We start from the raw sequence: 24,233 nt of genomic DNA on the forward strand, positions 1-24,233 counted from the left end.
CCCCGTTGATTTTTTTATTTGACTGGGTCCGCCCCCCGCCGCCCCCTGGCGCCGCGCCGCGGGAGCCGGCACGTCCCGCGGCGGGGCCCGGCCCCGGCGCGCAGGCAGCGGCGCGAGGCGCCGCGGCGGGGGCGCGGCCCACGGCCGGCCGGGAGCCGCAGGCCGGGGCCCCGGACGACGTGGCACAGGTGCTGGCGGCGGGCGGCGCCCCGGCGTCGCTCGTGGGCCCGGTCCTCGAGGCCCTCGGCGAGGGTGCGGCGGCGCCCCTGCGGGACGATCCGTGGCTGCTCCTCTCGGTGCGCGGCGTGCGGCCGGAGCAGGCCGACGGCTTCGCCCGGGCGCTGCTGGGCCCCGACTGCCGCCCCGAGGACGAACGGCGGGCGGCTGCGCTGGTGGTGTGGCTGCTGGAGCAGGCCGCGGCAACCGGTCATACGGCCCTGGAGGCGGACGCGGTGCGCGAGGCACTGGGCCGGCGCCAGGTCCCCGACCCGGACGCCGCGCTCCAGACCGCCATCGCGGAAGGCGTCGTCCTGGTCTTCCAGGACGCGGTCACCGCTCCCGGTGCGGCAGCGCCGCAGGACGCCGAGGCGGAGACGCCGGTCCGCGTCCTGCTGGGTCTGGAACGCCACGCCATGGCCGAGGAGGGTGCCGCCGACGGTCTGGCGCGCCTGCTCACCACCTTCTCGCCGCCTCCGGGCGAGCAGGCACCATCGACCGGCGCCCCGGCTCCGGGTGACGGCGCAGGCGCGGACGAGGACACCGCGGCGGCAGAGGCCCCGAGCGGGGCGGAGGAGCGGGAGTACCCGCCGGGAGGGACGGCCGCCGGAGCAGCGCGGGGCGGGGCGGACGCCGAGGACGTCGCGGAGCCCGCACCGGTCGCCCCCGCTCTCGCCGCCTGGCAGGAGACCGCAGCCGTCCTGGAGCGCTCCCCCGCCCTCACGGCCCGCTCGGCGGGCGAGCTGGTCCGTGCCGTGGCGGGCAGCGGGCTGGTCGTCCACACCGGTGGCGAGGCGGCACGGGCGGAACCCGCGGCGGTGCTCGCGGCGGCCCGCGCCCTGGGACTGCGAGCGGTGGGCGCCGCCCACACCGCCGACGGGCGCCGGCGTCTGGCCGAGCAGGTCGACGCCGCCGCCCGGGCGCTGGCCGAGGCCGCCGGCGGCAGCGCCCCGGCTCCGGCGGAAGGGGACGTCGTCACCGTCCCGGGCCTGCTGGCGCACGCGGAGGGCCCGGAACCCGACGCAGAGGGCACCCTTCCGGTGGACGTCCTGGTGGTGGTGGACGCCGCGCGGCTCGATCTGGAGGCGGCGGCACAGCTGGTGGAGTCGCTGCCGGACGGAGCGCGGCTGGTGCTCAGCGGCGACCCGCACGAGCTGGGCCCGGCGGGGGCGGGGCGGCTCTTCGGGGACGTCGCCGCGGCACGCTGCTGCCCGGTGGTCGCCTCCCGCACGCCCGACCCCGGGCCGATCGGGGAGCTCGTCTCGGGCGTCTCGGTCGGGGAACTGAACGAGGTGGCGGCGCCGGGCCGGGAGGTCGTCGTGGTCCCGGTGCGGGACCCGGGCGAGGCCGTGCACCGGGCCGTGCAGCTGGTGGCGGACTCCGTCCCGCGGGCCCTGGGCATTCCCAGCGAGGAGACGCGGGTGATCACCGCGGGTCACGGCGGCCCGGTCGGTACGCGGGCCCTCAACGCGGCCCTCAAGGAACGCCTCAACCCGGGCCCTGGCCGGTTCGGCGGCTTCGACCCGGGTGACGTGGTGGCCTACGCCCCGGCGGTGGGGCACACCGTGACCGGACTGGTGCGCGGCGCCGACGCGGCCGGCCTGCACCTGGACTGCGGGGCGTCCCCGGTGGTGGTCTCGCAGCCGGAGGTGGCCTCCGGCGCGCTGCGGCACGGCTGGGCGCTCACCGCGCACCAGGCGGCGGGTTGCCGGTGGCCGGCGGTGGTCGTCGTGGTGCCGGGAGACGCTGCGGCGGGGCTGTCCCGCGACTGGGTCTACACGGCCTTCGGCCGGGGTGAGCGCCATCTGTCCGTCGTCCAGGGCGGGGACGCGGCGCAGCTCGCCAAGGTGGTCGCCGAGGTGACGCCCGGGGAACGCACCACCCGGTTGCGCACGCTGCTGCACCTCCAGACCGCGGCGGCCGGTGCGGAGGTGCACCGGCCCCGGTAGGGCGCGGGAAGCAGCGCACGGCTGCCCCGGGCGGCGTTCGCCTCCGGGACAGCCGTGCGGCCGGTCAGCCGGTCACCTCTCCCGGCGGAGGGCTCCCAGCGGTTCGTCGTCGCGGTCGTCGGAGTCGAGTTCCTCGTCGAAGAGGGAGCTGACGTCGAAGCGGCAGACGACCTGCTGCGGGTCGGCCTGGTCGAACGGCGCCGAGAGCCACTCCCCCGGTTCGGCCGGCTCGTCCACGGCGCACACCCAGAGCGTGGAGTCGCCCTCCTCAAGGCCGAACTCCTGGTGCCGGGAAGCGATCTCGTCCGGCTCGTACTCGCCGAAGAGCGCCCCCAGAGCCGCATGGACACCCCCGCCCCCGCCGGCGGCCTCGCGCGCTCCGTCGAAGGGCGCGGTACCCAGTTCGGCGGCCCGCTCGGCCTGCGACAGCAGCCGCTGTGGGTCGGCGACCGTGTAGTCCCGTCTGATCAGCACGCTCAACGCGCTCGGCTCCGCCGGACCGGCGTAGGCGGGCAGGTTGTCGCTGCCGGGGATCTCGAAGGGAGTGACCTCGTCGTAGGTGTCGTACAGCAGTTCGTCGTAGGCCTCGGCCGCCGCGGCGAGTTCGTCGAAGGCGGCGTAGACCGCCGGATCGTCGCTTCCGGAGCGGCCTTCGATGGCGGCGAGGTGACGGTCCAGCGCAGATTTGACCGCCTCGGCGGCCGCACGTACCTCGGCAGCGGAAGGCTGCGCAGCATCAGACATAGTGCAGACGCTATCCGTACCCGGGGTAGTCCCGCACAATAGATGCGATGCCGGAATACGAATTTCGTGATGTGTACGTGCCGCGGGGTGTCTCCCGGAAGAACGCCACGCGCCTCCTGACCGAACACGCGGAGTACGGCCACTGGGAGTTGGACCGCCTTCGGCTCTTCCCGGACGGCAGTCGACGCGTGCGGTTGCGGCGCCGGATCATCCGCCAGGTGCGCGCCACCTGGTGAGGGCCGACCCGTACCGCGGGGCCGGCCTCGTCCGGTGCCCGTGAGCGCGTGCGGCGGGCCCCGAACGGGAGCCCGCCGCGGTGCCGCGGTGGCCGGGGCATCCCGCCCCGGCCACCGGGCGGGTCAGCGACGCGCGGCCCGGCCCCGCCGGTAGAGCACCGTGCCACCGAGAAGCAGGGCGGCCGCGGCGGGAGCCAGCGCCCCCACGGTGCCCTCGGTACCGGTGTGGGCGAGCTGCCCGGAACCCTGGTTCACCTGCGAGGTCCCCAGCACCTGGTGCGTCGCGGGGGTCACCACGTGGCCCGGGGCGGGAGAACTCGGGGTCGACGGGACACCGGGCTTGCCCGGGGTGCCGGGGTTACCAGGCGTACCCGGCTTCCCGGGCTGGCCCGGCTTCCCGGGGGTGCCGGGCTCGCCCGGCTTGCCGGGGTGACCCGGGTGCCCAGGCTTGCCCGGGTGTCCGGGGTGACCCGGGTGCCCGGGCTTACCGGGGTGGCCTGGGTGTCCAGGCTTGCCCGGATGGCCGGGGTGTCCGGGCTTACCGGGGTGCCCCGGGTGTCCAGGCTTGCCCGGATGGCCTGGATGTCCGGGCTTGCCCGGGTTCTGCTCGTCGGTGCACTTGTTGCCCGTGACGGCGTTGCCGAGTCCCACCACGGAGACGCTGTTGCCGCATACGTTCACCGGTACGTCGACCGGGATCTGCACGGTGTTGCCCGAGCCCACGCCCGGCGAGTGCCGGGATCCCCCGTGGGCCTGCGCACCGCCCGTCGAGCCGCGCGAGCCGCTCGCCGCCGTGGCGCAGCGGTTGCCCGTCGCGGGGTTCAGCAGCCCCACCACGTTCACGGTGTTGCCGCACAGGTTCACCGGCACGTGGACCGGGGCCTGGACGGTGTTGCCGGACAGGACGCCCGGCGAGTGCGTGGTTCCGCCGAGGGCTCCGGAGTCCGCGTGGGCGTATCCGCCCCCCGCGACCAGCATCCCTCCCGCGGCCGCCACTGTGAGCAGGCTCTTTCTCGCAACCTGTCGCATAGCTATGTCTCCCCTGCCATTGCTCTTCCGGATGGCGGGTACGGCCTGCGCCGCTCCGCCGTGCTCCCTCGGGCAACGCCCCGGAGCGCGTGGTGCGCGCTCCGGGGCGTCATTCCCGCGCCCTGTGGGAGAGGTTGTCGTCAGCGGTTGACGCAGGCGTTGCCGAAGACCGGGTTGAGCAGACCGATCACGGAGATCGAGTTGCCGCAGACGTTCACCGGCACGTGGACGGGCACCTGGATGGTGTTGCCCGAGACGACCCCGGGGGAGTTCAGGGCCGCGCCCTGCGCACCGGAGTCGGCGGTGGCCAGGCCGGCACCGGCCAGCACGATTCCACCGGCGACGGCCACGGAAGCGACGATCTTCTTGATCATGAGGTTCCCTCCTCGTTCGCGGTGCGGCCCCAGTGGGGACCGCACACGACTCAACGAGGGTGGGTGATTCAAGCTACGAACGGGATGGTGTCTTTCACTCTTTTCAGTTAAGTACGCACGGCTGCGCAACCGTTGACCCGCTCCCCGCCGTGTCCGCACGACGGGCGGTCGCCGATCCGTCCCCGACCGGTGCACCGGGACGTCGCGGTCCGGCCCGCGGGCCGTACGCGGGCCCCGGGCGCGGCACGGGCCGGGGGGGACGGCGGACGGCCCCCGGGCGGAGCCGCTGCGTCCCCGCGGCGGACCGCCGGCTCACACCTGGTCGATGAACCTGTCCAGGACCCGCGCGCCGAACTTCAGGCCCTCCACCGGCACCCGCTCGTCCACCCCGTGGAACATTCCCGCGAAGTCCAGCTCCGGGGGCAGCTTCAGCGGCGCGAAGCCGAAGCACCGGATGCCCAGGCGCTCGAAGGACTTGGCGTCGGTGCCGCCGGAGAGCATGTACGGCACGGTCTGCGCGGCGGGGTCCTCGGCGCGCAGTGCCGTCTGCATGGCGTCCACCAGCGGCCCGTCGAACGTGGTCTCCACCGCGATGTCGGCGTGGATGTCCTCACGCTTCACCCGCGGCCCCAGGATCTTGTCGAGCGTGGCGAGGAACTCCTCCTCGGTACCGGGCAGGAAGCGGCCGTCGACGCGGGCGGTGGCCTGGCCCGGGATGACGTTCACCTTGTAGCCGGCGTCCAGTTGGGTGGGGGCCGCGCTGTTGCGCAGGGTCGCCCCGATCAGCTTGGAGACGCCGCCGAGCCGGGCCAGCGCCTCCTCCATGTCCTTGGGGTTCTCCGGGTCCAGGCGCCTGCCGAAGGCCCGGGAGAGCTCGTCGAGGAAGGCCCGCACGGTGTCGGTCACCCGCACCGGCCACTGGTAGCGGCCCAACCGGCCGACGGCCTCGGCGAGTTCGGTGACCGCGTTGTCGTTGTTGGTCATCGAGCCGTGACCGGCGGTGCCGTCCACGGTGAGCTTCATCCAGTGCATGCCCTTCTCCGCCGTCTCGACGAGGTAGAGCCGCAGGTCGTCGTTGACGGTGAAGGAGAAGCCGCCGACCTCGCCGATGGCCTCGGTGACGCCCTCGAAGAGTTCGGGGTGGTTGTCCACCAGGTGGCGGGCGCCGTAGGTGCCGCCGGCCTCCTCGTCGGCCAGGAAGGCCAGCACGATGTCCCGCGGGGGCTTGCGGCCGCTGCGCATGCGGTCGCGGACGACCGCGAGCGTCATGGCGTCCATGTCCTTCATGTCCACCGCGCCCCGGCCCCAGACGCAGCCGTCGGCGATCTCGCCGGAGAAGGGGTCGTAGGTCCAGTCCGCGGCGTTGGCCGGCACCACGTCGGTGTGGCCGTGGATGAGCAGCGCGGGCCTGGACGGGTCCTCGCCCTCTATGCGTGCCACCGTGGAGGCCCGCCCCTTGTGCGACTCGAAGATCTGCGGCTCCAGCCCGACCTCCGCGAGCTTCTCGGCGACGTACTCGGCCGCCACCCGCTCGCCGGGCCCCGAGTGGTCGCCGTAGTTGCTCGTGTCGATGCGGATCAGGTCGCGGCAGAGGTCGACCACCTCGCTCTCGGCACCCGGACCCGGGGCACGCTTCGCCTCACTCACACTGCCTCCTCGTGCTCGACGGCGCCGGACCGCGGGGGGGGGGCCACGGCGCTTGACCCCACCATCCTCCCTCTCCGCCGGCCGGCCACCCAAAGGTGTCCGGCCGGCACCGGAGGCCGGTCGCGGGCGGGGGGCCCGGCCGATCCGGCGGGGTGCGCGGGACCCTCCCGATGTTTGCTATGGTTTTCCACGTCGCGACGGCCCAGGGGCCGCCCCGGCACACACCCCGTCCGGGTGGCGGAATGGCAGACGCGCTAGCTTGAGGTGCTAGTGCCCTTTATCGGGCGTGGGGGTTCAAGTCCCCCCTCGGACACCAGCAGGTGAAAACCCCAGTTCCACTGGGGTTTTTCTGCGTTTGGGGCCGATGCGGCGGTTCCGGCCTCCCCGGTCACGTCCCGCGCTCCCCGCCCCCGAGCCGAATGCGGGTGCGCGACCGGAGCGCTCCGCCCTACGCTGCGGCGGGCCCGCCGCCGGTGCGGGTGCCCGACGGTGCGGGGCGCCGAGTGAGGAGGGGCCGGGTGGCGGGCGAGCGGCAGGTGCTGGTGTTCGACGCGGACGACACCTTGTGGGAGAACAACATCGTCTTCGAGCGGGTCGTCGAGGAGTTCCTGGACTGGGTCTCCACTCCCGAGCTCGCCCGCGACGGGGTGCGGGCCGTGCTGGACGAGGTGGAGGCCGCCAACATCCCGGTCCACGGCTACGGGATGCGGCCCTTCCTGCGCAGCCTGGGCGACACTCTGGAACGGCTGCGCGGCCGGCCCGCCACCGGCCCGGAGCTGGCGAGGGTGGCCGAGTGGGCCGCGGCTTTCGAGCGGTGCGGCGCGGAGCTGCTCCCGGAGGTGGCGGGGACGCTGGCGGAGCTGGCGGGGCGCCACACACTGCTGATGCTGACCAAGGGCGACCTGGTGGAACAGCGCGCCAAGGTGGCGGCCTCCGGTCTGGAACGGCACTTCCGGGACGTGCGGATCGTGCCGGAGAAGGACGTGGCGGTCTACCGGGAACTGGGGCGCACGCACGGGTTCCCGGCAGGACGGACGTGGATGGTGGGCAACTCGCCGCGCTCGGACATCGTCCCGGCCCGGGCCGCGGGCTGGAACGCGGTGTTCATCCCGCACCAGCGGACCTGGGCGTGGGAGGAGGCCGCGCTGGACCCGGCCGACCCCGGGGTGCTGCGGCTGAACCGGTTCGGGGAGCTGCTGGACCACTTCTGAGGTGCGGGGCCCCGGGCCGGCTGCCGCCCTCCCGCCGGGGCGCCGCGGCAGCCGGCCGCGGATCAGGCCGGCCGTGGGCGCGTCATGCGACGGCCCTGGCGGCGGCGCGGCCCGCGGTGCGTCCGGAGAAGATGCAGCCGCCCAGGAAGGTGCCCTCCAGGGAGCGGTAGCCGTGCACGCCGCCGCCGCCGAATCCGGCCGCCTCGCCCGCCGCGTAGAGCCCGGGCAGCGGCTCGCCGCCCTCGGTCAGGACGCGCGAGGAGAGGTCGGTCTCCAGGCCGCCCAGGGTCTTGCGGGTCAGGATGCTCAGCCGTACCGCGATGAGGGGCCCGGCCCCGGGGTCCAGCAGCCGGTGCGGCGCCGCGGTGCGGATCAGCCGGTCGCCGAGGTAGCGCCGGGCACCGCGCATGGCGGTGACCTGGAGGTCCTTGGTGAAGGTGTGGTGCACCTCGCGGTCCCTGGCCACCAGTTCGCGGCGCAGCTCGGTCTCGTCGATGAGCGGTTCGCCGACCAGCTTGTTCATCCGGCGCACCAGGTCGCCCAGGGAGCGTTCGACGACGAAGTCCTCGCCGTGGTCCATGAACGCCTGCACCGGGCCCGGGGCACCGCCGCGGGCGCGGCTCAGGACGTCGCGGATGCTGCGGCCGGTCAGGTCGGGGTTCTGCTCGGAGCCGGAGAGGGTGAACTCCTTCTCGATGATCTTGCGGGTGAGGACGAACCACGTGTGGTCGTGTCCGCTGCGGGTGATGTGCTCCAGCGTGCCGAGGGTGTCGAAGCCGGGGAAGAGCGGCACGGGCAGGCGCTTGCCGCGGGCGTCCAGCCAGAGCGGGGAGGGACCGGAGAGGATGCGGATGCCGTGTCCGGGCCAGATGGGGTCCCAGTTGTGCAGGCCCTCGGTGTAGTGCCACATGCGGTCGCGGTTGATCAGGTGCGCGCCGGCGGACTCGGCGACGCCCAGCATGTGGCCGTCCACGTGGGCCGGGACGCCGGTGACCATGTGCTTCGGCGGCGTGCCCAGCCGCTCGGGCCAGTTGGCGCGCACCAGGTCCTGGTTGCCGCCGATGCCCCCGGAGGTGACGATCACCGCCTGCGCCCGCAGTTCGAAGGCGCCGGCCACCTCACGGCTGCTGGGGGTGCCGCGGGGTGCGGCGGAGGGCACCAGGACCTCGCCGCTGACGGTGTCCAGGACCCCGGCGGTGCGGGCCAGTTTGGTGACGCGGTGGCGGAACCGCAGGTCGACGCGGCCCCGGGCGACGCCCTGGCGGACCCGGCGCGCGAAGGGTTCGACGACTCCGGGGCCGGTGCCCCAGGTGACGTGGAAGCGCGGTACCGAGTTGCCGTGGCCGGTGGCGTCGTAGCCGCCCCGTTCGGCCCAGCCCACGACGGGGAACAGCCGCAGCCCCTGGGCACGGAGCCAGGAGCGCTTCTCGCCCGCGGCGAAGTCCACGTAGGCCTCGGCCCAGCGGCGGGGCCAGTGGTCCTCGGGGCGGTCGAAGCCGGCGGTGCCCAGCCAGTCCTGCCAGGCCAGTTCGCGGCTGTCGCGGATGCGCAGCCGGCGCTGCTCGGGTGAGTCGACCAGGAAGAGGCCGCCGAAGGACCAGTGCGCCTGGCCGCCCATCGACTGCTCCGGCTCCTGGTCGAGGAGGATGACGGTGCGGCCGGCCTCGGCCAGTTCCGCGGTCGCGGCGAGCCCGGCGAGCCCGGACCCGATCACGATGACATCGGCGTCGTACGCCATCTGCTCTTCTCCCACCTCGCCGTGGACCCGGTTCTGCGGCGCCCGGCCGCTCGTTCGGGTGGTACCTGTGCGTTCGGCCTGCCGGCCCGCCCGGCGTCCCGCGAGCTCGTGGGCCGCCGTCCCGCTCGGACCCGGGGCGCGGCGCGGGGCCGGGGCCGGGGCGCTACGGGGTTTGATCCTCAACGGGCCGGGAACTCTGCGTCAACCTCGGGTACGACCCGAATTCCCGGGGCGCCCGCTGGTGACGGCCTGAACGGCGGGTGGTGGTTATGCTCAGACGATCCCTCTCGCCCCCGCTGGACTTGAGGTGCGCGACGTGTTGGTGTGGCTGCTGGCCCTGAGTGCCGCCTGCTGCCTGGGGTTCGGGTTCGTACTCCAGCAACGGGCGGCGCAGAACGCCCCGGTGCAGGACTTCCTGTCGCTGCGACTGCTCTGGGACCTGGCGCACATGCCGATCTGGCTCGCCGGCATCGGCGCGATGATCGTCGGCATGGTGCTGAACGCCTGGGCGCTCGGCGTGGGTGAGATCACCCTGGTCGAGCCGCTCATCGCCACCAACCTGCTGTTCGCCATGGCGCTCTCCCGCCGCATCACGAAGGCGCCGCTGGGGTGGAGCGGCTGGCTGGGGCTGCTGCTGCTGGCCGGCGGGGTGACGGCGTTCATCGTGGCGGGCCAGCCGAAGGGCGGGAACAGTCTGGCCGGGCCGCTGCGGCACTGGTTGATCATGGGCAGCGTGCTGGGTGCCGCACTGCTGCTGGCCGGCCTCTCGCGCCGCTTCGGCATGGCGGTGGAGGCGGGCATGCTGGGGGTGTCCGGTGGGCTGCTGTACGGGCTCCAGGACGGGCTCACGCGGATCTGCGGCAACCGGGTCGACGACGGGGGCCTGGGCGACCTCTTCACCAGTTGGGAGCCGTACGCCCTGGTGGGGCTGGGGGTCACCTCGCTGGTCATCGTGCAGAGCGCGTTCGAGGCGGCGCCGCTGCGGATGTCCCTGCCGGCGCTGACGGCCTCGCAGCCGCTGGCGGGCATCCTGTGCGGGGTGGGCTTCCTGGGGGACCAGTTGCGGGTCACCGTGGGGGCGCTGGCCTGGCAGGCCGTCGGGCTGGTCGCGATCATCGTCGGCATCGTGGTGATCAGCCACCACCCGGCGATGCCCCGGGGCGGCGAGGCGGTGCCGGTGCACGAGCTGGAGCCGCACTGAGCCGCTCCCCGCGCCTCCCGCGACCCGGTCGGCGGCGGGTGCCGCTGCCGCCGCCGTGGTCCGGTCCGTAGGCTGCGCGGCAGTGGAGTGCCAGGCTGCGGAGAAAGGCTGACGGACTGATGCGCGACGACTCCTCCGAGGTTCCCCCGTCCGCCGCCCCCGCCGGGCCGCCTCCCTCCCCCGCCGCCTGCCCCGGGCCGGCCGCGGCCTCGGCGGGGCCCGGCACCGGCGAGGTGCTGGACGCCGGCGAGGTCCTGGACGTGGTCGACGAGGAGGACCGGGTGGTGGGCCGGTCGGCGCGCGGCGAGGCGTACGCCCGAAGGCTGCGGACCCGCTGCACCTTCGTCCTGGTGCAGGACGGCGAGGGCCGTGTCTTCGTCCACCGCCGCACCGACCGCAAGCTGGTCTTCCCCTCCCACTACGACATGTTCGTCGGCGGGGTGGTCGGTGCCGGCGAGGGGTACGACGAGGCGGCGCTGCGGGAGGCCGAGGAGGAGCTGGGCGTGGCCGGCCTGCCGCAGCCGGAGTTCCTCTTCAAGTTCCTCTACGACACCCCCGAGCACACCTGGTGGTCCGCGGTGTACCGGGTGCGCTGCGAGCTCCGGGTGAACCCGCAGCCGGAGGAGGTGGCCTGGCACGCCTTCCTCACCCGCGAGGAGCTGGCGGCGCGGCTGGAGCAGTGGCCGTGGGTACCGGACGGCCTGGCGGCCTGGCAGCGCCTGGTGGAGTCGCGGGGCGCGCCGGCCTGACCCGCGGCCGCCGGCCGGCGTGGGCAGGCCCGGGCCGTCGCGGCGCCGGCCGGTCCGGCTCCGGGGCCTGCCGCGCTCCCGGGCCCGGCTGCTCCGGGCGCCGCAGGTAGGGTTTCGGCCATGGTCTCCTCCGGTAAAGCACGCGCGACCGGCGCGAACGTGCGGTTGTGGTTCGCTCCCGAGCGGGTGCGTGCCGAGGGGAAGACACCCGACTACCGGTTCTCGCTCGCCAACGAGCGCACCTTCCTCGCCTGGCTGCGGACCGCGCTGGCACTGGTGGGTGGCGGTTTCGCCGTGGACCAGTTCGTGCCGTCCCTGCACCCCGCGATGCGGACCGCCTTCACGGTCGTGCTGCTGGTCGGCGGGGCGCTGTGCGCGGTGCGGGCGGTCAACCACTGGGTGCGTTCGGAGCGGGCGATGCGCAGGGGCGAGGACCTGCCGGTCTCGCGGTTCCCCACCGTCCTCGCCCTGGTGGTGGGCGGGTTCGCGGTGGCGCTGGTGGTGCTGGTGCTGGCCGGGGTCACCCGGTAGCGCGATGACTCAGCCATCCAGTGCGGGCGGCGGGGCGCCGGTCAGGGACCCCGGGCTGCAACCGGAGAGGACCCGGCTCGCGTGGCGGCGGACCACGCTGTCCGCCGCCGTCGCCGCGGTCCTGGCCGGTCGCCAGGTGCTGCACGACGGCCTCTCGCCGGGCACGGTGCTCGCCGTGGCGCTGGTGGCGCTGGCCTGGGTGGGCTTCACCGTGGCGGCGCACCTGCGGCTGCGGGCCGTCTCCTGCTCTCCGCGGCCGGCGATCATGTCGCACGGGGTGGCGCTGACCGCGGCGGGGTGCGTGCTGGCGCTGGCGGCGCTGGGCACCGTCATCGTCTTCCTCTGAAGGGCCGGTCCGGGGTTCCTCCGACGGGCGGTCCGGGCCGCCGGCTCAACCTGTGGCGGTGGTGCGGGCGGCCCGCGGTCCCGCCAGGCCGAAGGCGGTCAGTCCCCGCTCACCGTCCCCGGTCAGGCGCAGGGCCCGGGTGCCGGGGACCCGTACCGCCCAGCCGCCGTCCAGCAGGGCCGTGGCCACCGCGGCACCCAGGCGCCCGGCGAGGTGGTGGCGCTGTTCGCTCCAGTCGACGCAGAAGCGCAGCAGGGGGCGGCGGCTCGCCGAGGCCGTCTCGGCCGCCAGGTCGACGCCGAGTTCCGCGAGGACCTGCGGCGCGTGCGGCCCGAGGCGGTAGGGGTGGGTGGCCATCCGGGTGGAGAGCCGGTCGTCCTCGCGGCGGTCGGTGGTGGTGGCACCGTCCTCGCGGCACAGGGCACCGCGGTCGAGCAGGACGGTGGTGAGGCCGACGCCCAGTTCGCCGGCCAGGTGGTCGTAGCAGGTCCGGGCCCGGCGCAGGGCCCGCGCCCGGGTGCCCTGCCGCAGCGAGCGGACGGGCTGCTGGGGAGCGAGCCGGGCCAGCGCCTCCACGGCCTCCCCCACCGCGGGTGTCGCGAGCCGGTAGTAGCGGTGGCGGCCGTTGCGCTCGACGGTGACCAGGGAGCCGTCCAGCAGACGGGCGAGGTGGGCGCTCATGGTCGGCGCGGAGACGCCGGTCTCGGCCGCCAGGACGCTGGCGGGCAGCGCCCGGCCGCCGGCGAGCGCCGTCAGCACCCTGGCACGGGTGCGCTCCCCGAAGAGGGCGGCGACGGTGGCGATGTCGACGTCGCCGAGGGGTGGCGGCGCGTCGGCACCGGGTGGGGGCGGGGTGCTCGGGGCCATGCCCCCAGTGTCGCGCCGGCACGGTTCGTCCGGGGACGAAGTGTGCCCGCGCCGCCGTCCCGGCCCACCGGCGGGGTGCCGGGCGGGCCGCCCGGCAGAACGGGCCGGGCCCCCTCTGGACTCCATACCGACTAGTCGGCATGATCAGGGGGTCGGCAGCCGCCCCACGGGAAGCGAGACCAGTATGGCCATGTCGTCGCCGGACCCCACGCCCCGGCCGGACCCGCCGGGTCTCGACCTCGGGCGTCTGCAGGCGTACCTCGACCGCGAGCACCGGGGACTGGTGCACGGCCCGCTGGAGGCGGAGCTGATCGAGGGCGGCCGGTCCAACCTCACCTACCGCCTGAGCGACGGCACGGGCCGCTGGGTGCTGCGACGCCCGCCGCTGGGCCACGTGCTGGCCACGGCGCACGACATGCGGCGGGAGTTCCGCGTCATCAGCGCGCTCGGGCCGACGGCCGTCCCGGTACCCCGCGCGGTCTTCCTCTGCGAGGACGAGGCGGTGCTGGGGGCGCCGTTCTATCTCATGGAACACGTCTCCGGGACGCCGTACCGGACCGCCGCGCAGTTGGCGCCGCTGGGCCCGCAGCGCACTCGCGACCTGCTGTTCTCGCTGGTCGACACCTTGGTGGAGTTGCACGCCGTGGACCCGGAGGCGGTGGGCCTGGGCGACTTCGGGCGTCCGGACGGCTTCCTGGAGCGGCAGGTGCGGCGCTACGCCAAGCAGCTGGCGGCCTCCCGCAGCCGTGAGCTGCCCGGCATGGACGAGTTGCAGGAGCAGCTCGCGCGTACGCTGCCCGTCTCGCCGGCGCCCACCGTGGTCCACGGCGACTTCCGGCTGGACAACGTGCTCGTCGGCGCGGACGACCGGATCAACGCGGTCCTGGACTGGGAGATGTCCACCCTCGGCGACCCGCTCTCCGACCTGGGCCTGCTGGTGATGTACAGCAGCCTGGACGCGGGGCCCGACGCCCCCGTCGCCACCGTCCGCAACGCCGCCGGCCACCCCTCCCCCGCCGAACTGGTGGAGCGCTACGCGGCGGCCTCGGGCCGTGACGTGTCCGAGGTCGCCTGGTACACGGCGTTCGCCTACTTCAAGCTGGCGGTGATCCTGGAGGGCATCCACTACCGCTTCACGCTCGGGCAGACGGTGGGCGCCGGCTTCGACCGCATCGGCGAGTTGGTGCCGGTGTTCGTCGCGGGCGGCCGCGACACCCTGGCGGCGGGCGCGCCGACCGCCCGTCCCAGCACTTCCACGACCGACGAGCACCGAGGGGCATGAGGCAGCGATGGACTTCTCCTACGACACCCGGACCGAGGAACTCCGCTCCGAGCTCCTGGACTTCATGGACTCCCACGTGTACCCGGCCGAGGCGGTCGCGGCCGAGCAGCGTGCCGCGCTCGACTCGCCCTGGGACACCCCGGCCGTCGTCGAGGAACTGAAGGCCGAGGCGCGCCGCCGCGGTCTGTGGAACCTCTTCCTGCCCGACCCGCGCTACGGGGCGGGCCTGACCAACCTCCAGTACGCGCCGCTGGCGGAGATCACCGGCCGCAGCCCGCAACTCGCTCCGACCGCCCTGAACTGCGCGGCGCCCGACACCGGAAACATGGAGCTGCTCTCGGAGTTCGCCGACGAGGGGCAGCGCAAGCAGTGGCTGGAGCCGCTGCTCGCGGGCGAGATCCGCTCGGCGTTCGCCATGACCGAGCCGGAGGTCGCCTCCTCCGACGCGACCAACATCGAGACGCGGATCGAGCGGGACGGCGACGACTACGTCATCAACGGCCGCAAGTGGTACATCTCGGGCGCAATGAACCCGCTGTGCCGGATCTTCATCGTCATGGGCAAGACCGACCCGCAGGGTGCGGACGTCCGCCGCCAGCAGTCGATGGTCCTGGTGCCCAGGGACACCCCGGGCGTCGAGGTCCGCAGGGCGATGCAGGTCTACGGTTACCAGGACCACTACCACGGTGGCCACGCCGAGGTGGTCTTCCACGACGTCCGGGTGCCGGCGGCCAACCTGGTGGGCGAGGAGGGCGGCGGCTTCGCGATCGCCCAGGCGCGGCTCGGTCCGGGCCGCATCCACCACTGCATGCGGCTGATCGGCATGGCCGAGCGCGCCATCGAGCTGATGTGCCGCCGGGCCGTGGCGCGGGAGGCGTTCGGCAAGCCGCTGGCCGACCAGGGCGTGGTGCGGGAGTGGATCGCCGACGCCCGGGTGGCCGTGGAGCAGCTGCGTCTGCTGGTGCTGAAGACCGCGTGGCTGATGGACACCGTCGGCAACCGCGGCGCGCACACCGAGATCCAGGCCATCAAGATCGCGACGCCGCGCACGGTCGTGGACATCATCGACCGCGCGGTGCAGCTCCACGGCGCCGGCGGCGTCAGCCAGGACTTCCCGCTGGCGGAGCTGTGGGCCGGGGCGCGCACCCTGCGACTGGCCGACGGCCCCGACGAGGTGCACCAGCGCTCCCTGGCCCGGCGGGAACTCAAGCGCTACCGCTGAGGGCCCGTCCGCCCGCACGCCTCCTCCTCCGCGTCGCCGGCCGCGAGACCGCGGGTGGAGGCCGGGCCCGGGCACGCCGGCCGGGAACACCTCCCGCGTCCGGCGCACCCGGGCCCGGCGGTGCCTACCCCCCTCGCGCACCTGCCCCCTGGCGACCGGTGGGGGCACCGGGAGCGGGGCACGCTGAGCCCCGGCCCGCAAGGCATGGCCGAACATGCCCGACAACCCCACGGCCACCTGTGGGCACGTCCTCGGACAGGGCACGTGCTCCACGTGCCTGACACCCGTGTGTCACCCGGGACAGCGACGGCTCCCCCGGTCTGCTGCACCGGCTGTCAGTGCACTTGTGAGGAGGTCCGGCCCCGTAGAAGGGCCTTGGGGTGGTGAAATACCGTCATGTCCAATGTGGGTCGCGTAGCGCGGAGCACGCGGTTACGGCGGATCGCTGCCCGTCGTCCCGATCGGCGTACCGCTGCCGGTGCACACCCGCCTGCCACGCCGGTGGACGGCGTTCCGGCGGATGCCGAGCCGCCCGCGCGGCAGGCTGCACGGGCCGGGACGGAGAGGGCGGGTACCAGTGCTGCCCCGGCTCCCGCGGAGTCCCGGTCCCGGTGGGGCCGGCTGGAGCGCGCGGTATCCCTGCTGGTCAGTGCGAGTACGGTGGCAGCGCTCGGCTTCACGGCCGTAACGATCCACCAGGCCGGGGAGGAGCAGAACCTGACCCGGGACGGGCAGGTGACCGACCGTTACAACGCGGCGGTGACCAACCTCGGGGACAAGTCCGAGGAGGTCCGGTTGGGTGGCTTGTACGCCTTGGAGCGCATCGCCAAGGACTCCCCGCGTGACGCCCCCACCGTCGTGCAGGTGATCTCCGCTTACGTCCGCAGTCATGCCGTCCTGCCCAAGAACGCCCCCGGGCCACCGGCCCGTCCCGCCGCCGACGTGGCGGCAGCCTTGGCCATCCTCGTCACTCCCCTCGCGACGGACACGCCCATAGACCTCAGAGGTGCGGAGTTGAGCGGTGCGAACCTGCGCGGCGCGGACCTGCACGGTGCGAACCTGGTCGAGACTGATCTGAACGGCGCAGACCTCAGTGGCGCCGACCTCAGCGGAGCAGACCTGGATGCCTCGCAGTCGAACGGCGTGGACTTTCACGGCGCGGACCTGCACGGCGCGAAAGCGGGCGCCAACCTGAGCGCTTCGAACCTGCGCCATGTGAACCTGAGTGACGCGGACCTGGAACTGGCCGACCTGGAACTGGCGGACCTCACCCACGCAGATCTGTCGCACGCAAATCTGAAGAACGTGAATGTCAAGGACGCGACTCTCGAACACGCCGTCCTTCAGGGCGCGGACCTGGAAGGCGCGAACCTGAAAGCCGCAGAGGGTGCCCCGTCGAAGTGACGACCGGCAGACGGTGCCGGCGCCATCGCCTCCAGGCCCGGCGGGTGCCGGCCCGTGCGAACTCGCCCGGCCTCGGCCCCCGGGGGCTGCCCCGGGGGCTCCCGACGCCCGGCACGGCGCCTCGCCGCGCTGCCGAACCCCTGGAACACGCCCAGCGTGCGGGCGGCTCCCCGCCTGGCGGTGCATGCACCGGACGCCGCTCGCTGTTCCACCGGGACTACGGGGCAGCCCTCAGAAGCTGAAGTTCATCAACGCCCCGTACCCGCGCCCGGCCGCCGCGGCGAAGAAGGCGACCAGGTCCTCGTAGGCCTCCTTGAGCCAGGCCAGGCTGCCTTCGGGGTCGGACCGCCACATGGCGGGGTACACGTCCTGCGCGGACATGCGCTCCGGGTCGTAGTGGGCCGCCAGCGCCGGCCACGGGGTCGCCCGGAACAGCCGTGCCACCGACTCGACCTGCCTCGCGGACCACACGAACAGGGTGCCGTCGTCCCCGACCGGATCACCGCCCATGAGGAACTCGAAGGGTGCCTGCACCTCGTCGAGCAGGTACTGGAGGCCGTTGAACGCCTTCCCGGGGCCGCCGTCGGGGCGGTCCGGCGCCGGGTAGTCGTCGCTGCCGTAGAGTTCCGCGACGAACTCCCGGGCCCAGTCCGGCTCTTTCTCGGCCCGCTCCAGCTCCTGTGCCGACGCGCTGATGAACGAGACGCTCACGCTCATGGATGCCCACTCCCCCTGCTGCGGCGCCGGTGCGCCCTGCCGCTTCGGACAACAACGCGGCGAGTGTTCCACGCGGCTCTGACAGCGCAGGGCGCACCGGCTGCGTACCGGGCCGGAAGGTGTCCGGCGAGGCGGCCGGGCGGCTCGGCGGGCCGGGCGCACGGCCGGGGCGGCAAAGCGGTGGGCATCGCCCCGGCCACCGGCTCCCGCAGGCGCCGGCGGGTCAGGGCCGCAGGGCCCGCATCAGCAGGTCGGCGAGGTGGTCGGCGACCTGCTGGGGGGTGAGGGCGCCGTCGGCGCGGTACCAGTTGCCCAGGTGGTGGACGGACCCGAAGTGGTAGTCGACGACGAGGTCGGCGGGCGTGTCGTCGCGGAAGACTCCGCTTCGCTGGCCCTCCTCGATCAGGGCGCGGAAGCCCTGGTGGTAGCGGCGGCGTTCGGCGCGGACCTGCTTCTGCTTCTCGGGGGCGAGGTGGTGCATCGAGCGGAAGAAGATCTTGGTGTCGTCCAGGTTCTCGATGGTGGTGACGACGACGTCCGCCGCCGCGTCCCGCAGCCGCTGCTCGACGGGGGCGTCCTGGCCGACGAAGTGGTCCAGCCGGTCCTGCTGCAGGCGCAGGACCCGGCCGTAGACCTCGTGCAGGAGGTCGTCCTTGGAACCGAAGTAGTGGTACAGGGCGCCCTTGGTGACGCCGGCCGCGTCGACGATCTCCTGGACGGAGGTCCGGTCGTAGCCCTGTTCGGCGAAGAGCCGGGTGGCGGTGGCCAGCAGTCGTTGCACCACCGGTCTGGTGGCGCCCTCCGTCGTCCCGGCCATCGTCCTCATCCCGTTCGTGGTGCCTGCCGCCCGATCGTATCCGGGACGACCGGGTCGGCGGGGTGCCCGGCCCCCGCCCACCCCGCTGTCCCGGCCCCGGCCGGCCGTCAGCTCCGGGTCCCGCCGCCGCGCAGCTCGCGGCGGAGGATCTTGCCGCTGGTGGTCTTGGGCAGTTCGGGCAGCACCTCGACCAGCCGCGGGTACTTGTAGGCGGCCAGCCGCTCCTTGCAGTAGGCCGTGATCTCCGCCGGCTCCGCGGTGGCGCCCGGCCGCAGGCTGACGAAGGCCTTGACGGTCTCGCCCCGGTAGGTGTCGGGGACGCCGACGACGGCCGCCTCACGCACCGCGGGGTGGGTGTAGAGCACGTCCTCGACCTCGCGCGGCCAGACCTTGAACCCGGAGGCGTTGATCATGTCCTTCTTGCGGTCGACGACGTACAGCCAGCCGTCGGTGTCCATGAAGCCGATGTCGCCGGTGCGCAGTTCCCCGTCCGGGATGGCCTCCGCGGTGGCGTCGGGGCGCCGCCAGTAGCCGGGGACGACCTGCGGGCCGCGCACCGCTATCTCGCCCTGCTCGCCGAAGGGCACGTCGGCACCGTGGTCGTCGATGATGCGGACCACGCAGTCCGGGCCGGGCACGCCGACGGCGAGGGTGCCGGAGACCTTGTCCACGGGCGCCGTGCGGCCGGGCGGGACGCTGGCGCAGGGCGCGGTGCACTCGGTGAGCCCGTAGCCGTTGTTGAGGTTGAGGCCGAACGCCTCCTTGAACTTCCCGGCCAGCGCCGGCGGCAGCGGGGCGCCGCCGGAGGAGATGTGGACGAAGGAGGAGAAGTGGTCGGGGGTGACGTCCGGGTGGGCCATGAGCGCCATGAAGGCGGTGGACGGGCCGACGGTGAAGGCCGGCCGGTGCTCCAGGAAGGCGTCGAGGACCACGCCCGCCTCGAAACGGTAGGCCAGGGCGAGGGTGCCGCCGCTGAAGAGGCAGGAGGCGAGTTCGCAGACCATGCCGGTGATGTGGAAGAGCGGGGCCAGCACGAAGTAGGTGGGGTTCGCGGGCAGCGGCAGGCCGGTGCGCTGCCGCTCGGCGTTGTAGGCGATGTTGCCGTGGGTGTTGGTGGCGCCCTTGGGGGTGCCGGAGGTGCCCGAGGTGTAGCTGATGAGCGCGATGTCCTCGCCGGTCAGCTCCGGGACCTCGGGGGCGGGGGCGCCGGAGCGGGCCGCCGTCAGCAGGTCGGTGGCGCCCTCGCAGGTCACGGGTGCGGTGTCGCGGAAGAGCCGGGCGTCGTTCCGGCTCTGCAGGCCCGTCTCGTCCGCGGTGAGGGCGACGGTGACGGTCGGCACGGCCGCCGCGGCCTCGCGCAGGAAGGCGTTCCAGGTGCGGTCGGCGCAGACCACGGCGGTGACCTCGGCGTCGGTCAGGACGTGGGTGATCTCGGCGGACTTGTACATCGGGTTGACCGGTACGACCACCGCGCCGGCCTTCCACAGACCCAGCAGCGCCAGGACGAAGTGGGGGGTGTTCTGGAGCATCAGCACCGCGCGGTCGCCGGGGCGCAGACCGCTCGCGGCGAGGTGGGCGGCGACGCCGTCGGAGAGCGTGTCGGTCTCCGCGTAGGTGAGCCGGGCGTCGAAGTAGGCCAGGGCGACCGTGTCGGGGTGGCTCCGGGCGCCCTCCCGGAAGGCGTGCAGCACGCTGGCGGGCGGGTGGACGGGGGCCCGCTGGGCCTCGGTCAACTGCTTCAGCCACGGCTTGTCCTGGTAGGAGGTCATGCGGTGCGGCCCTTCTCTCACTTCGTCGCTGGGGTGGTTCCTGGGCCGGCGGGGCGGGGCGGGGCGGGCCGCCGGCCGGGGCGCGGGCGCCTGTCCCCGGCGTCCGTGCCCGGTGCGGGCCGCTGCGCCTGCGCCGCGGACGGCGGGCGGCGGCCCGGGGCTCGGGTCAGCCGCCGGCGGCCTCCACCTTGCGCTGGAGGCGGTTCATGCCGCCGAGCCAGCGGTCGGGGTCGGCGGCGCGGGCCGCGTAGTACCCGGCGACCTCCGGGTGCGGCAGGACCAGGAAGCGGTCCTCGGCGATGGCGTCGAAGAGGGCGTCGGCCACCGCCTCGGGGGCGATGGCACCGGGGGTGAGCACGAGGTCTCCGGTGGTTCCGGAACCGGCGAGCATGTCGGTGCGCACGCCCTGCGGGCAGATGGCGTGGACGTGGACGCCGCGGTGGCGGTAGGTGGCCGAGAGCCACTCCGCGAAGGCGTGGGCGGCGTGCTTGGAGACGCTGTACGGGGCGGAGCCGACCATGGTCAGCAGGCCGGCCGCCGAGACGGTCGCCACGAACCGGCCGCCGTCACCGGCCAGCCACTGGGGCAGCAGCGCCCGGGCGGCCCGCACGTGGGCCATGACGTTGACCTCCCACGCCAGGGACCAGTCCTCCTCGGCGGCCTCGGGGCCGCCTGCCGGGGCCACGCCGGCGTTGGCGCAGTAGACGTCGATGCGGCCGCCGAGCGCTTCGCGGGCCGCCGCCACCAGTGCCTCCGCGTCGGCGGCGGCGTCCCCGGGGACGGCCTTCGCGCCGATCGCGGCGGCGGTGCGCTCCGCCTTGTCCGCGTCGAGGTCGTTGACCACCACGCGGGCGCCCTCGGCGGCGAACCGGTGGGCCAGTGCCGCACCGATCCCGCCACCCGCCCCCGTCACGACGACCGTCTTCTCCCGCACCTGGTTCACGCCGTCACCTCTCGCCTGTGTGCCTCTTCCGATGGGCAGACTAACCAGTCGGTATGTTCCGGCGGAAGAGTCCGGCCGACGCGGGGCCGCGAGACGTTCCCTCCCGGTCCACCGCGCGTTAGCGTGCGCACGACACGCGACGATCACCGGAGGTAGAGATGGCCCTGTCCAGACGGAACCTGCTGAGCGCCGCCGCCCTCACCGCGGGCGTCGGCGTCGGGGCCGCTCCCGCCGCCCACGCCCAGGGGGCCGGCGGAGGCCGGCGGCCCGGGGGGAAGGGCGTGCGCACCGGCTTCGACCTGCTGGCCGCCGGCGGGTACCGGCTGCTGGCGGGGCAGCGGGTCGGCGTCGTCACCAACCCCACCGGCGTCACAGCCGACGTGCGCCACATCGTGGACGTCATGCACGCGGACGAGCGGGTGCACCTGACGGCGGTGTTCGGACCGGAGCACGGCTTCCGCGGCACCGCGCAGGCCGGCGGGGCGGAGGGCGACGGCAAGGACCCGGCGACCGGCCTGCCCGTCTACGACACCTACAACAAGAGCGGCCAGGACCTGGTCGACGTCTTCGTCCGCTCCGGCGTGGACACCGTCGTCTTCGACATCCAGGACGTCGGGGCGCGCTTCTACACCTACATCTGGACGCTCTACGACTGCATGGTGGCCGCGGCCACCGCCGGCAAGCGCTTCGTGGTGCTCGACCGGCCGAACCCGATCACCGGGCGCGAGGCGACCGGCCCGGTGCTCCGCCCCGAGCTGTCCTCCTTCGTCGGCCGGCAGCCGATCTCGCAGTCCCACGGCATGACGGTGGGCGAGCTGGCCCGGCTCTTCAACGGCGAGTTCCTCACCCGCGCCGCCGGGAAACAGGTGGAGCTGTCGACCGTGTGGATGTCCGGCTGGCGGCGGGAGGACTTCTTCGACGCCACCGGGCTGCCGTGGGTCCCGCCCAGCCCCAACATGCCCACCCCCGACACCGCTCTGGTCTACCCGGGCAGCTGCATGTTCGAGGCGACCAACCTGTCCGAGGGGCGCGGCACGGCCCGCCCCTTCGAACTGCTGGGCGCCGACGGCCTGGACGCCGCCTGGGCCGCGCGCCTGCGGGAGGAGGACCTGCCGGGGGTGTGGTTCCGGGAGGCGTACTTCGCACCGACCTTCTCCAAGTTCGAGGGGAAGACCATCGGCGGGGTGCAGCTCCACGTCCACGACCGGGAGGCCTTCGACGCGGTGCGCACCGGCGTGGCGCTGCTGGTCACGGCGAAGGAGGTGTGGAGCGGCTTCGCCTGGCGGGAGGACGACTGGCTCGACAAGCTCACCGGCGACCCGGCCGTCCGCACCATGATCAACGCGGGTGCCGGGACGAACGAGGTGGTCCGCTCCTGGCAGGAGGACCTGGCCCGGTTCCGTGCGGTGCGGGCGCGTTACCTGCACTACCGCTGAGCGCGCGGGCCGGCGGCGGTACGCGGTCGCCGCCGGCCCGGCACACCCCGCCCGGTGACGGCGTCTCACTGGCCGGGAGGGGCCATCTCGTCTATTGACTCCTTCGGAGGCGGCCGGTGAGAGTGCGGTGGTGGAGAACGACACCAGCCCTCAGACCCCGCCCGCCGCAACCGAGTCCCAGCCGCCCGACGGCAGACCGGAAGCCGTCCCGGGCCCCGCGGAGACCGACCCCGCCACCGGCGGGGAGAGCCAGGAGAGCCTGCGCCGGGTGGCCGTCGCCTCGTTCATCGGCACCGCCATCGAGTTCTACGACTTCTACGTCTACGGCACCGCCGCCGCTCTGGTGTTGAACCAGGCCTTCTTCCCGACCCTGGACCCGGTCAACGCCACGCTCGCCTCGCTGTCGACCTACGCGGTCGCCTTCGTCGCACGCCCCCTGGGCTCGGTGATCTTCGGCCACTTCGGCGACCGGGTCGGACGCAAGTCGGTCCTGGTGGTCTCGCTGCTGCTGATGGGGCTGTCCACGGCGCTCGTCGGCCTGCTGCCCGGTTACGCGACGCTCGGTCTGTGGGCCCCGGTGCTGCTGGTGGCGCTGCGGTTCCTCCAGGGCATCGGTCTGGGCGGAGAGTGGGGCGGCGCCGCGCTGCTGGCGGTGGAACACGCGCCGAGGAAACGGCGCGGCCTGTACGCCGCCTTCCCCCAACTCGGCCCCTCGGTGGGCTTCTTCGCCGCCACGGGGGTCTTCTGGGCGCTGTCGGAGGGGCTGGACGACGCCGCCTTCCGCTCCTGGGGCTGGCGGGTGCCGTTCCTGCTGTCCTTCCTGCTGGTGGGGGTGGGCCTGTTCGTCCGGCTGCGGATCAGCGAGACGCCCGTCTTCGCCCGGGTCATGAAGGCTCAGGAGGCCAGCCGGGTGCCGACGCTGGACGTGCTGCGCCGGCACCCGCGCGAACTCCTGCTGGGCACCGGCGGCATGATCGTCGCGTACTGCCTCTTCTACACGGCCACGACCTACTGCCTGTCGTACGCGACCGGGCCGCTGGGCGTGGGGCGCAGCACGATGCTGGCGCTGTCCATGGTGGCCTGCCTCTTCCTGGCCGGCGGCACCTGGCTGGCCGCGACCCGCTCCGACGGGGCGGGCCGGCGCCGGCTGGTGCTCACCGGGGCGGGGCTCGCGGCGGTCTGGGGCCTGGTCCTCTTCCCGCTGCTGGACACCCGCGCCCCGGTGCTGATCGCGCTGGCGCTGGGCGGCGCGCTGTTCTGCATGGGCGTGGTGTACGGGCCCATGGGCGCGTTCCTGCCCGAGCTCTTCGGCACCAAGGTGCGCTACTCCGGCGCCTCGCTGGCGTACAACCTCGGCGGCGTGCTGGGCGGGGCGGTCTCCCCGCTGATCGCCACCCGGCTCCAGTCGTCCTTCGGCTCGGCCTCGGTGGGCTGGTTCGTGACGGCCATGGCGCTGGTCTCGCTGGCCTGCGTGGCGGGCCTGCCCGAGACCCGCGAACGCGCCCTGGGCTGAGCGGTGCCGGGCCGCGGCGGTGCCCGGTGGTGCGGTCCGGCAGGCTCCCCGCCCGACCGCCCGGCAGGCAGGCAGGCGGCCGGGGCCGAACCGGTCTCCCGCCGGCCGGACCCCCTTGAGGGGGAAGGGGGCGAGTGGACGGAGTGAGTCGGGGCAGGGCGGGCACACGCTCCGGCAACACCCGGACAGCACCGGTGGTGACCGGCGCTGTCCGGGTGGCCGACCGTCCCGTCCGCCCACCACCCTCGACCACCACCGTCCGCGCCCGGACGTCGCAACCCGGGAGATTCGC

Annotated in this window: 22 protein-coding genes and 1 tRNA gene; 13 read left to right on the plus strand and 10 right to left on the minus strand. The window is 74.2% G+C overall.

Annotated features, from left to right (window positions below; translation table 11 throughout):
- The first annotated feature begins 179 nt into the window (after nucleotides 1-179).
- Nucleotides 180-2,165, plus strand: a complete 1,986-nt coding sequence (locus tag ACFV3R_RS31090) for a helix-hairpin-helix domain-containing protein (protein ID WP_385590114.1) — start codon at nucleotides 180-182, stop codon at nucleotides 2,163-2,165.
- A 72-nt stretch (nucleotides 2,166-2,237) separates the two neighbouring features.
- On the opposite strand, the gene ACFV3R_RS31095 is transcribed toward ACFV3R_RS31090, so the two are convergent.
- Nucleotides 2,238-2,909 carry a hypothetical protein gene (locus ACFV3R_RS31095; protein WP_385590116.1) on the minus strand — a complete coding sequence of 224 codons (672 nt, stop codon included), beginning with the start codon at nucleotides 2,907-2,909 and terminating at the stop codon, nucleotides 2,238-2,240.
- A gap of 47 nt (nucleotides 2,910-2,956) precedes the next feature.
- On the opposite strand from ACFV3R_RS31095, the gene ACFV3R_RS31100 reads away from it, so the two are divergent.
- Complete coding sequence (locus tag ACFV3R_RS31100; RefSeq protein ID WP_385590118.1) at nucleotides 2,957-3,145, plus strand: DUF5703 family protein; 189 nt, start codon at nucleotides 2,957-2,959, stop codon at nucleotides 3,143-3,145.
- A 123-nt stretch (nucleotides 3,146-3,268) separates the two neighbouring features.
- Here ACFV3R_RS31100 and ACFV3R_RS31105 read toward each other — a convergent pair whose 3' ends face one another.
- From ACFV3R_RS31105 to ACFV3R_RS31115, 3 genes are all read right to left on the minus strand, one after another.
- A complete protein-coding gene (locus ACFV3R_RS31105; protein ID WP_385590120.1) occupies nucleotides 3,269-4,174 on the minus strand; it encodes a chaplin in 906 nt (301 codons plus the stop codon).
- A gap of 140 nt (nucleotides 4,175-4,314) precedes the next feature.
- Complete coding sequence (locus ACFV3R_RS31110) at nucleotides 4,315-4,548, minus strand: chaplin (RefSeq protein ID WP_385590122.1); 234 nt, start codon at nucleotides 4,546-4,548, stop codon at nucleotides 4,315-4,317.
- A 312-nt stretch (nucleotides 4,549-4,860) separates the two neighbouring features.
- Complete coding sequence (locus ACFV3R_RS31115; protein WP_385590124.1) at nucleotides 4,861-6,195, minus strand: M20/M25/M40 family metallo-hydrolase; 1,335 nt, start codon at nucleotides 6,193-6,195, stop codon at nucleotides 4,861-4,863.
- 228 nt (nucleotides 6,196-6,423) lie between these two features.
- On the opposite strand from ACFV3R_RS31115, the gene ACFV3R_RS31120 reads away from it, so the two are divergent.
- Nucleotides 6,424-6,511: transfer RNA gene (locus tag ACFV3R_RS31120), tRNA-Leu, on the plus strand.
- A 202-nt stretch (nucleotides 6,512-6,713) separates the two neighbouring features.
- Nucleotides 6,714-7,406 (plus strand): HAD family hydrolase, encoded by a 693-nt coding sequence (locus ACFV3R_RS31125; protein WP_385590126.1) that lies wholly within the window; start codon nucleotides 6,714-6,716, stop codon nucleotides 7,404-7,406.
- A gap of 82 nt (nucleotides 7,407-7,488) precedes the next feature.
- On the opposite strand, the gene ACFV3R_RS31130 is transcribed toward ACFV3R_RS31125, so the two are convergent.
- Nucleotides 7,489-9,144: an FAD-binding dehydrogenase gene (locus tag ACFV3R_RS31130; protein ID WP_385590128.1), complete on the minus strand. Its 1,656-nt coding sequence runs from the start codon at nucleotides 9,142-9,144 to the stop codon at nucleotides 7,489-7,491.
- 316 nt (nucleotides 9,145-9,460) lie between these two features.
- Between ACFV3R_RS31130 and ACFV3R_RS31135 the strand changes: the two genes are divergently transcribed.
- The 4 genes from ACFV3R_RS31135 (at nucleotide 9,461) to ACFV3R_RS31150 (ending at nucleotide 11,971) form a co-directional block, all read left to right on the plus strand.
- The gene (locus ACFV3R_RS31135; RefSeq protein ID WP_385590186.1) at nucleotides 9,461-10,345 is read left to right on the plus strand and encodes a DMT family transporter; all 885 of its coding nucleotides are present in this window, start codon (nucleotides 9,461-9,463) and stop codon (nucleotides 10,343-10,345) included.
- Nucleotides 10,346-10,464: 119 nt separating this feature from the next.
- Entirely contained in the window at nucleotides 10,465-11,094 is a 630-nt protein-coding gene (locus tag ACFV3R_RS31140) for an NUDIX domain-containing protein (protein WP_385590130.1), read from the plus strand.
- 120 nt (nucleotides 11,095-11,214) lie between these two features.
- Nucleotides 11,215-11,625 (plus strand): YidH family protein, encoded by a 411-nt coding sequence (locus ACFV3R_RS31145; RefSeq protein WP_385590132.1) that lies wholly within the window; start codon nucleotides 11,215-11,217, stop codon nucleotides 11,623-11,625.
- A 4-nt stretch (nucleotides 11,626-11,629) separates the two neighbouring features.
- Nucleotides 11,630-11,971, plus strand: a complete 342-nt coding sequence (locus ACFV3R_RS31150) for a DUF202 domain-containing protein (RefSeq protein ID WP_385590134.1) — start codon at nucleotides 11,630-11,632, stop codon at nucleotides 11,969-11,971.
- Between the two features lie 45 nt (nucleotides 11,972-12,016).
- On the opposite strand, the gene ACFV3R_RS31155 is transcribed toward ACFV3R_RS31150, so the two are convergent.
- Nucleotides 12,017-12,838, minus strand: a complete 822-nt coding sequence (locus tag ACFV3R_RS31155; protein ID WP_385590136.1) for an ArsR/SmtB family transcription factor — start codon at nucleotides 12,836-12,838, stop codon at nucleotides 12,017-12,019.
- 190 nt (nucleotides 12,839-13,028) lie between these two features.
- Between ACFV3R_RS31155 and ACFV3R_RS31160 the strand changes: the two genes are divergently transcribed.
- From ACFV3R_RS31160 to ACFV3R_RS31170, 3 genes are all read left to right on the plus strand, one after another.
- On the plus strand, nucleotides 13,029-14,120 hold the full coding sequence (locus tag ACFV3R_RS31160) for a phosphotransferase family protein (protein WP_385590138.1): 1,092 nt from the start codon (nucleotides 13,029-13,031) through the stop codon (nucleotides 14,118-14,120).
- Between the two features lie 7 nt (nucleotides 14,121-14,127).
- Nucleotides 14,128-15,342: an acyl-CoA dehydrogenase family protein gene (locus ACFV3R_RS31165; protein WP_385590140.1), complete on the plus strand. Its 1,215-nt coding sequence runs from the start codon at nucleotides 14,128-14,130 to the stop codon at nucleotides 15,340-15,342.
- Nucleotides 15,343-16,002: 660 nt separating this feature from the next.
- Entirely contained in the window at nucleotides 16,003-16,746 is a 744-nt protein-coding gene (locus ACFV3R_RS31170; protein ID WP_385590142.1) for a pentapeptide repeat-containing protein, read from the plus strand.
- A gap of 231 nt (nucleotides 16,747-16,977) precedes the next feature.
- Here the strand turns inward: ACFV3R_RS31170 and ACFV3R_RS31175 are convergent, their stop codons facing one another.
- From ACFV3R_RS31175 to ACFV3R_RS31190, 4 genes are all read right to left on the minus strand, one after another.
- On the minus strand, nucleotides 16,978-17,463 hold the full coding sequence (locus ACFV3R_RS31175) for a DUF1877 family protein (RefSeq protein WP_385590144.1): 486 nt from the start codon (nucleotides 17,461-17,463) through the stop codon (nucleotides 16,978-16,980).
- Between the two features lie 223 nt (nucleotides 17,464-17,686).
- Complete coding sequence (locus tag ACFV3R_RS31180) at nucleotides 17,687-18,280, minus strand: TetR/AcrR family transcriptional regulator (RefSeq protein WP_385590146.1); 594 nt, start codon at nucleotides 18,278-18,280, stop codon at nucleotides 17,687-17,689.
- Nucleotides 18,281-18,387: 107 nt separating this feature from the next.
- The gene (locus ACFV3R_RS31185) at nucleotides 18,388-20,049 is read right to left on the minus strand and encodes an AMP-binding protein (protein WP_385590148.1); all 1,662 of its coding nucleotides are present in this window, start codon (nucleotides 20,047-20,049) and stop codon (nucleotides 18,388-18,390) included.
- A gap of 166 nt (nucleotides 20,050-20,215) precedes the next feature.
- Nucleotides 20,216-20,992, minus strand: a complete 777-nt coding sequence (locus tag ACFV3R_RS31190) for an SDR family oxidoreductase (RefSeq protein ID WP_385590150.1) — start codon at nucleotides 20,990-20,992, stop codon at nucleotides 20,216-20,218.
- A 158-nt stretch (nucleotides 20,993-21,150) separates the two neighbouring features.
- On the opposite strand from ACFV3R_RS31190, the gene ACFV3R_RS31195 reads away from it, so the two are divergent.
- Both ACFV3R_RS31195 and ACFV3R_RS31200 read left to right on the plus strand, forming a co-directional pair.
- Nucleotides 21,151-22,428 carry an exo-beta-N-acetylmuramidase NamZ domain-containing protein gene (locus ACFV3R_RS31195; RefSeq protein WP_385590152.1) on the plus strand — a complete coding sequence of 426 codons (1,278 nt, stop codon included), beginning with the start codon at nucleotides 21,151-21,153 and terminating at the stop codon, nucleotides 22,426-22,428.
- Nucleotides 22,429-22,687: 259 nt separating this feature from the next.
- On the plus strand, nucleotides 22,688-23,941 hold the full coding sequence (locus ACFV3R_RS31200) for an MFS transporter (protein ID WP_385590188.1): 1,254 nt from the start codon (nucleotides 22,688-22,690) through the stop codon (nucleotides 23,939-23,941).
- Nucleotides 23,942-24,233: the final 292 nt, after the last annotated feature.

Origin of the sequence: Streptomyces sp. NPDC059740, from assembly GCF_042733155.1 — a bacterium.
GTDB lineage: Bacteria > Actinomycetota > Actinomycetes > Streptomycetales > Streptomycetaceae > Streptomyces.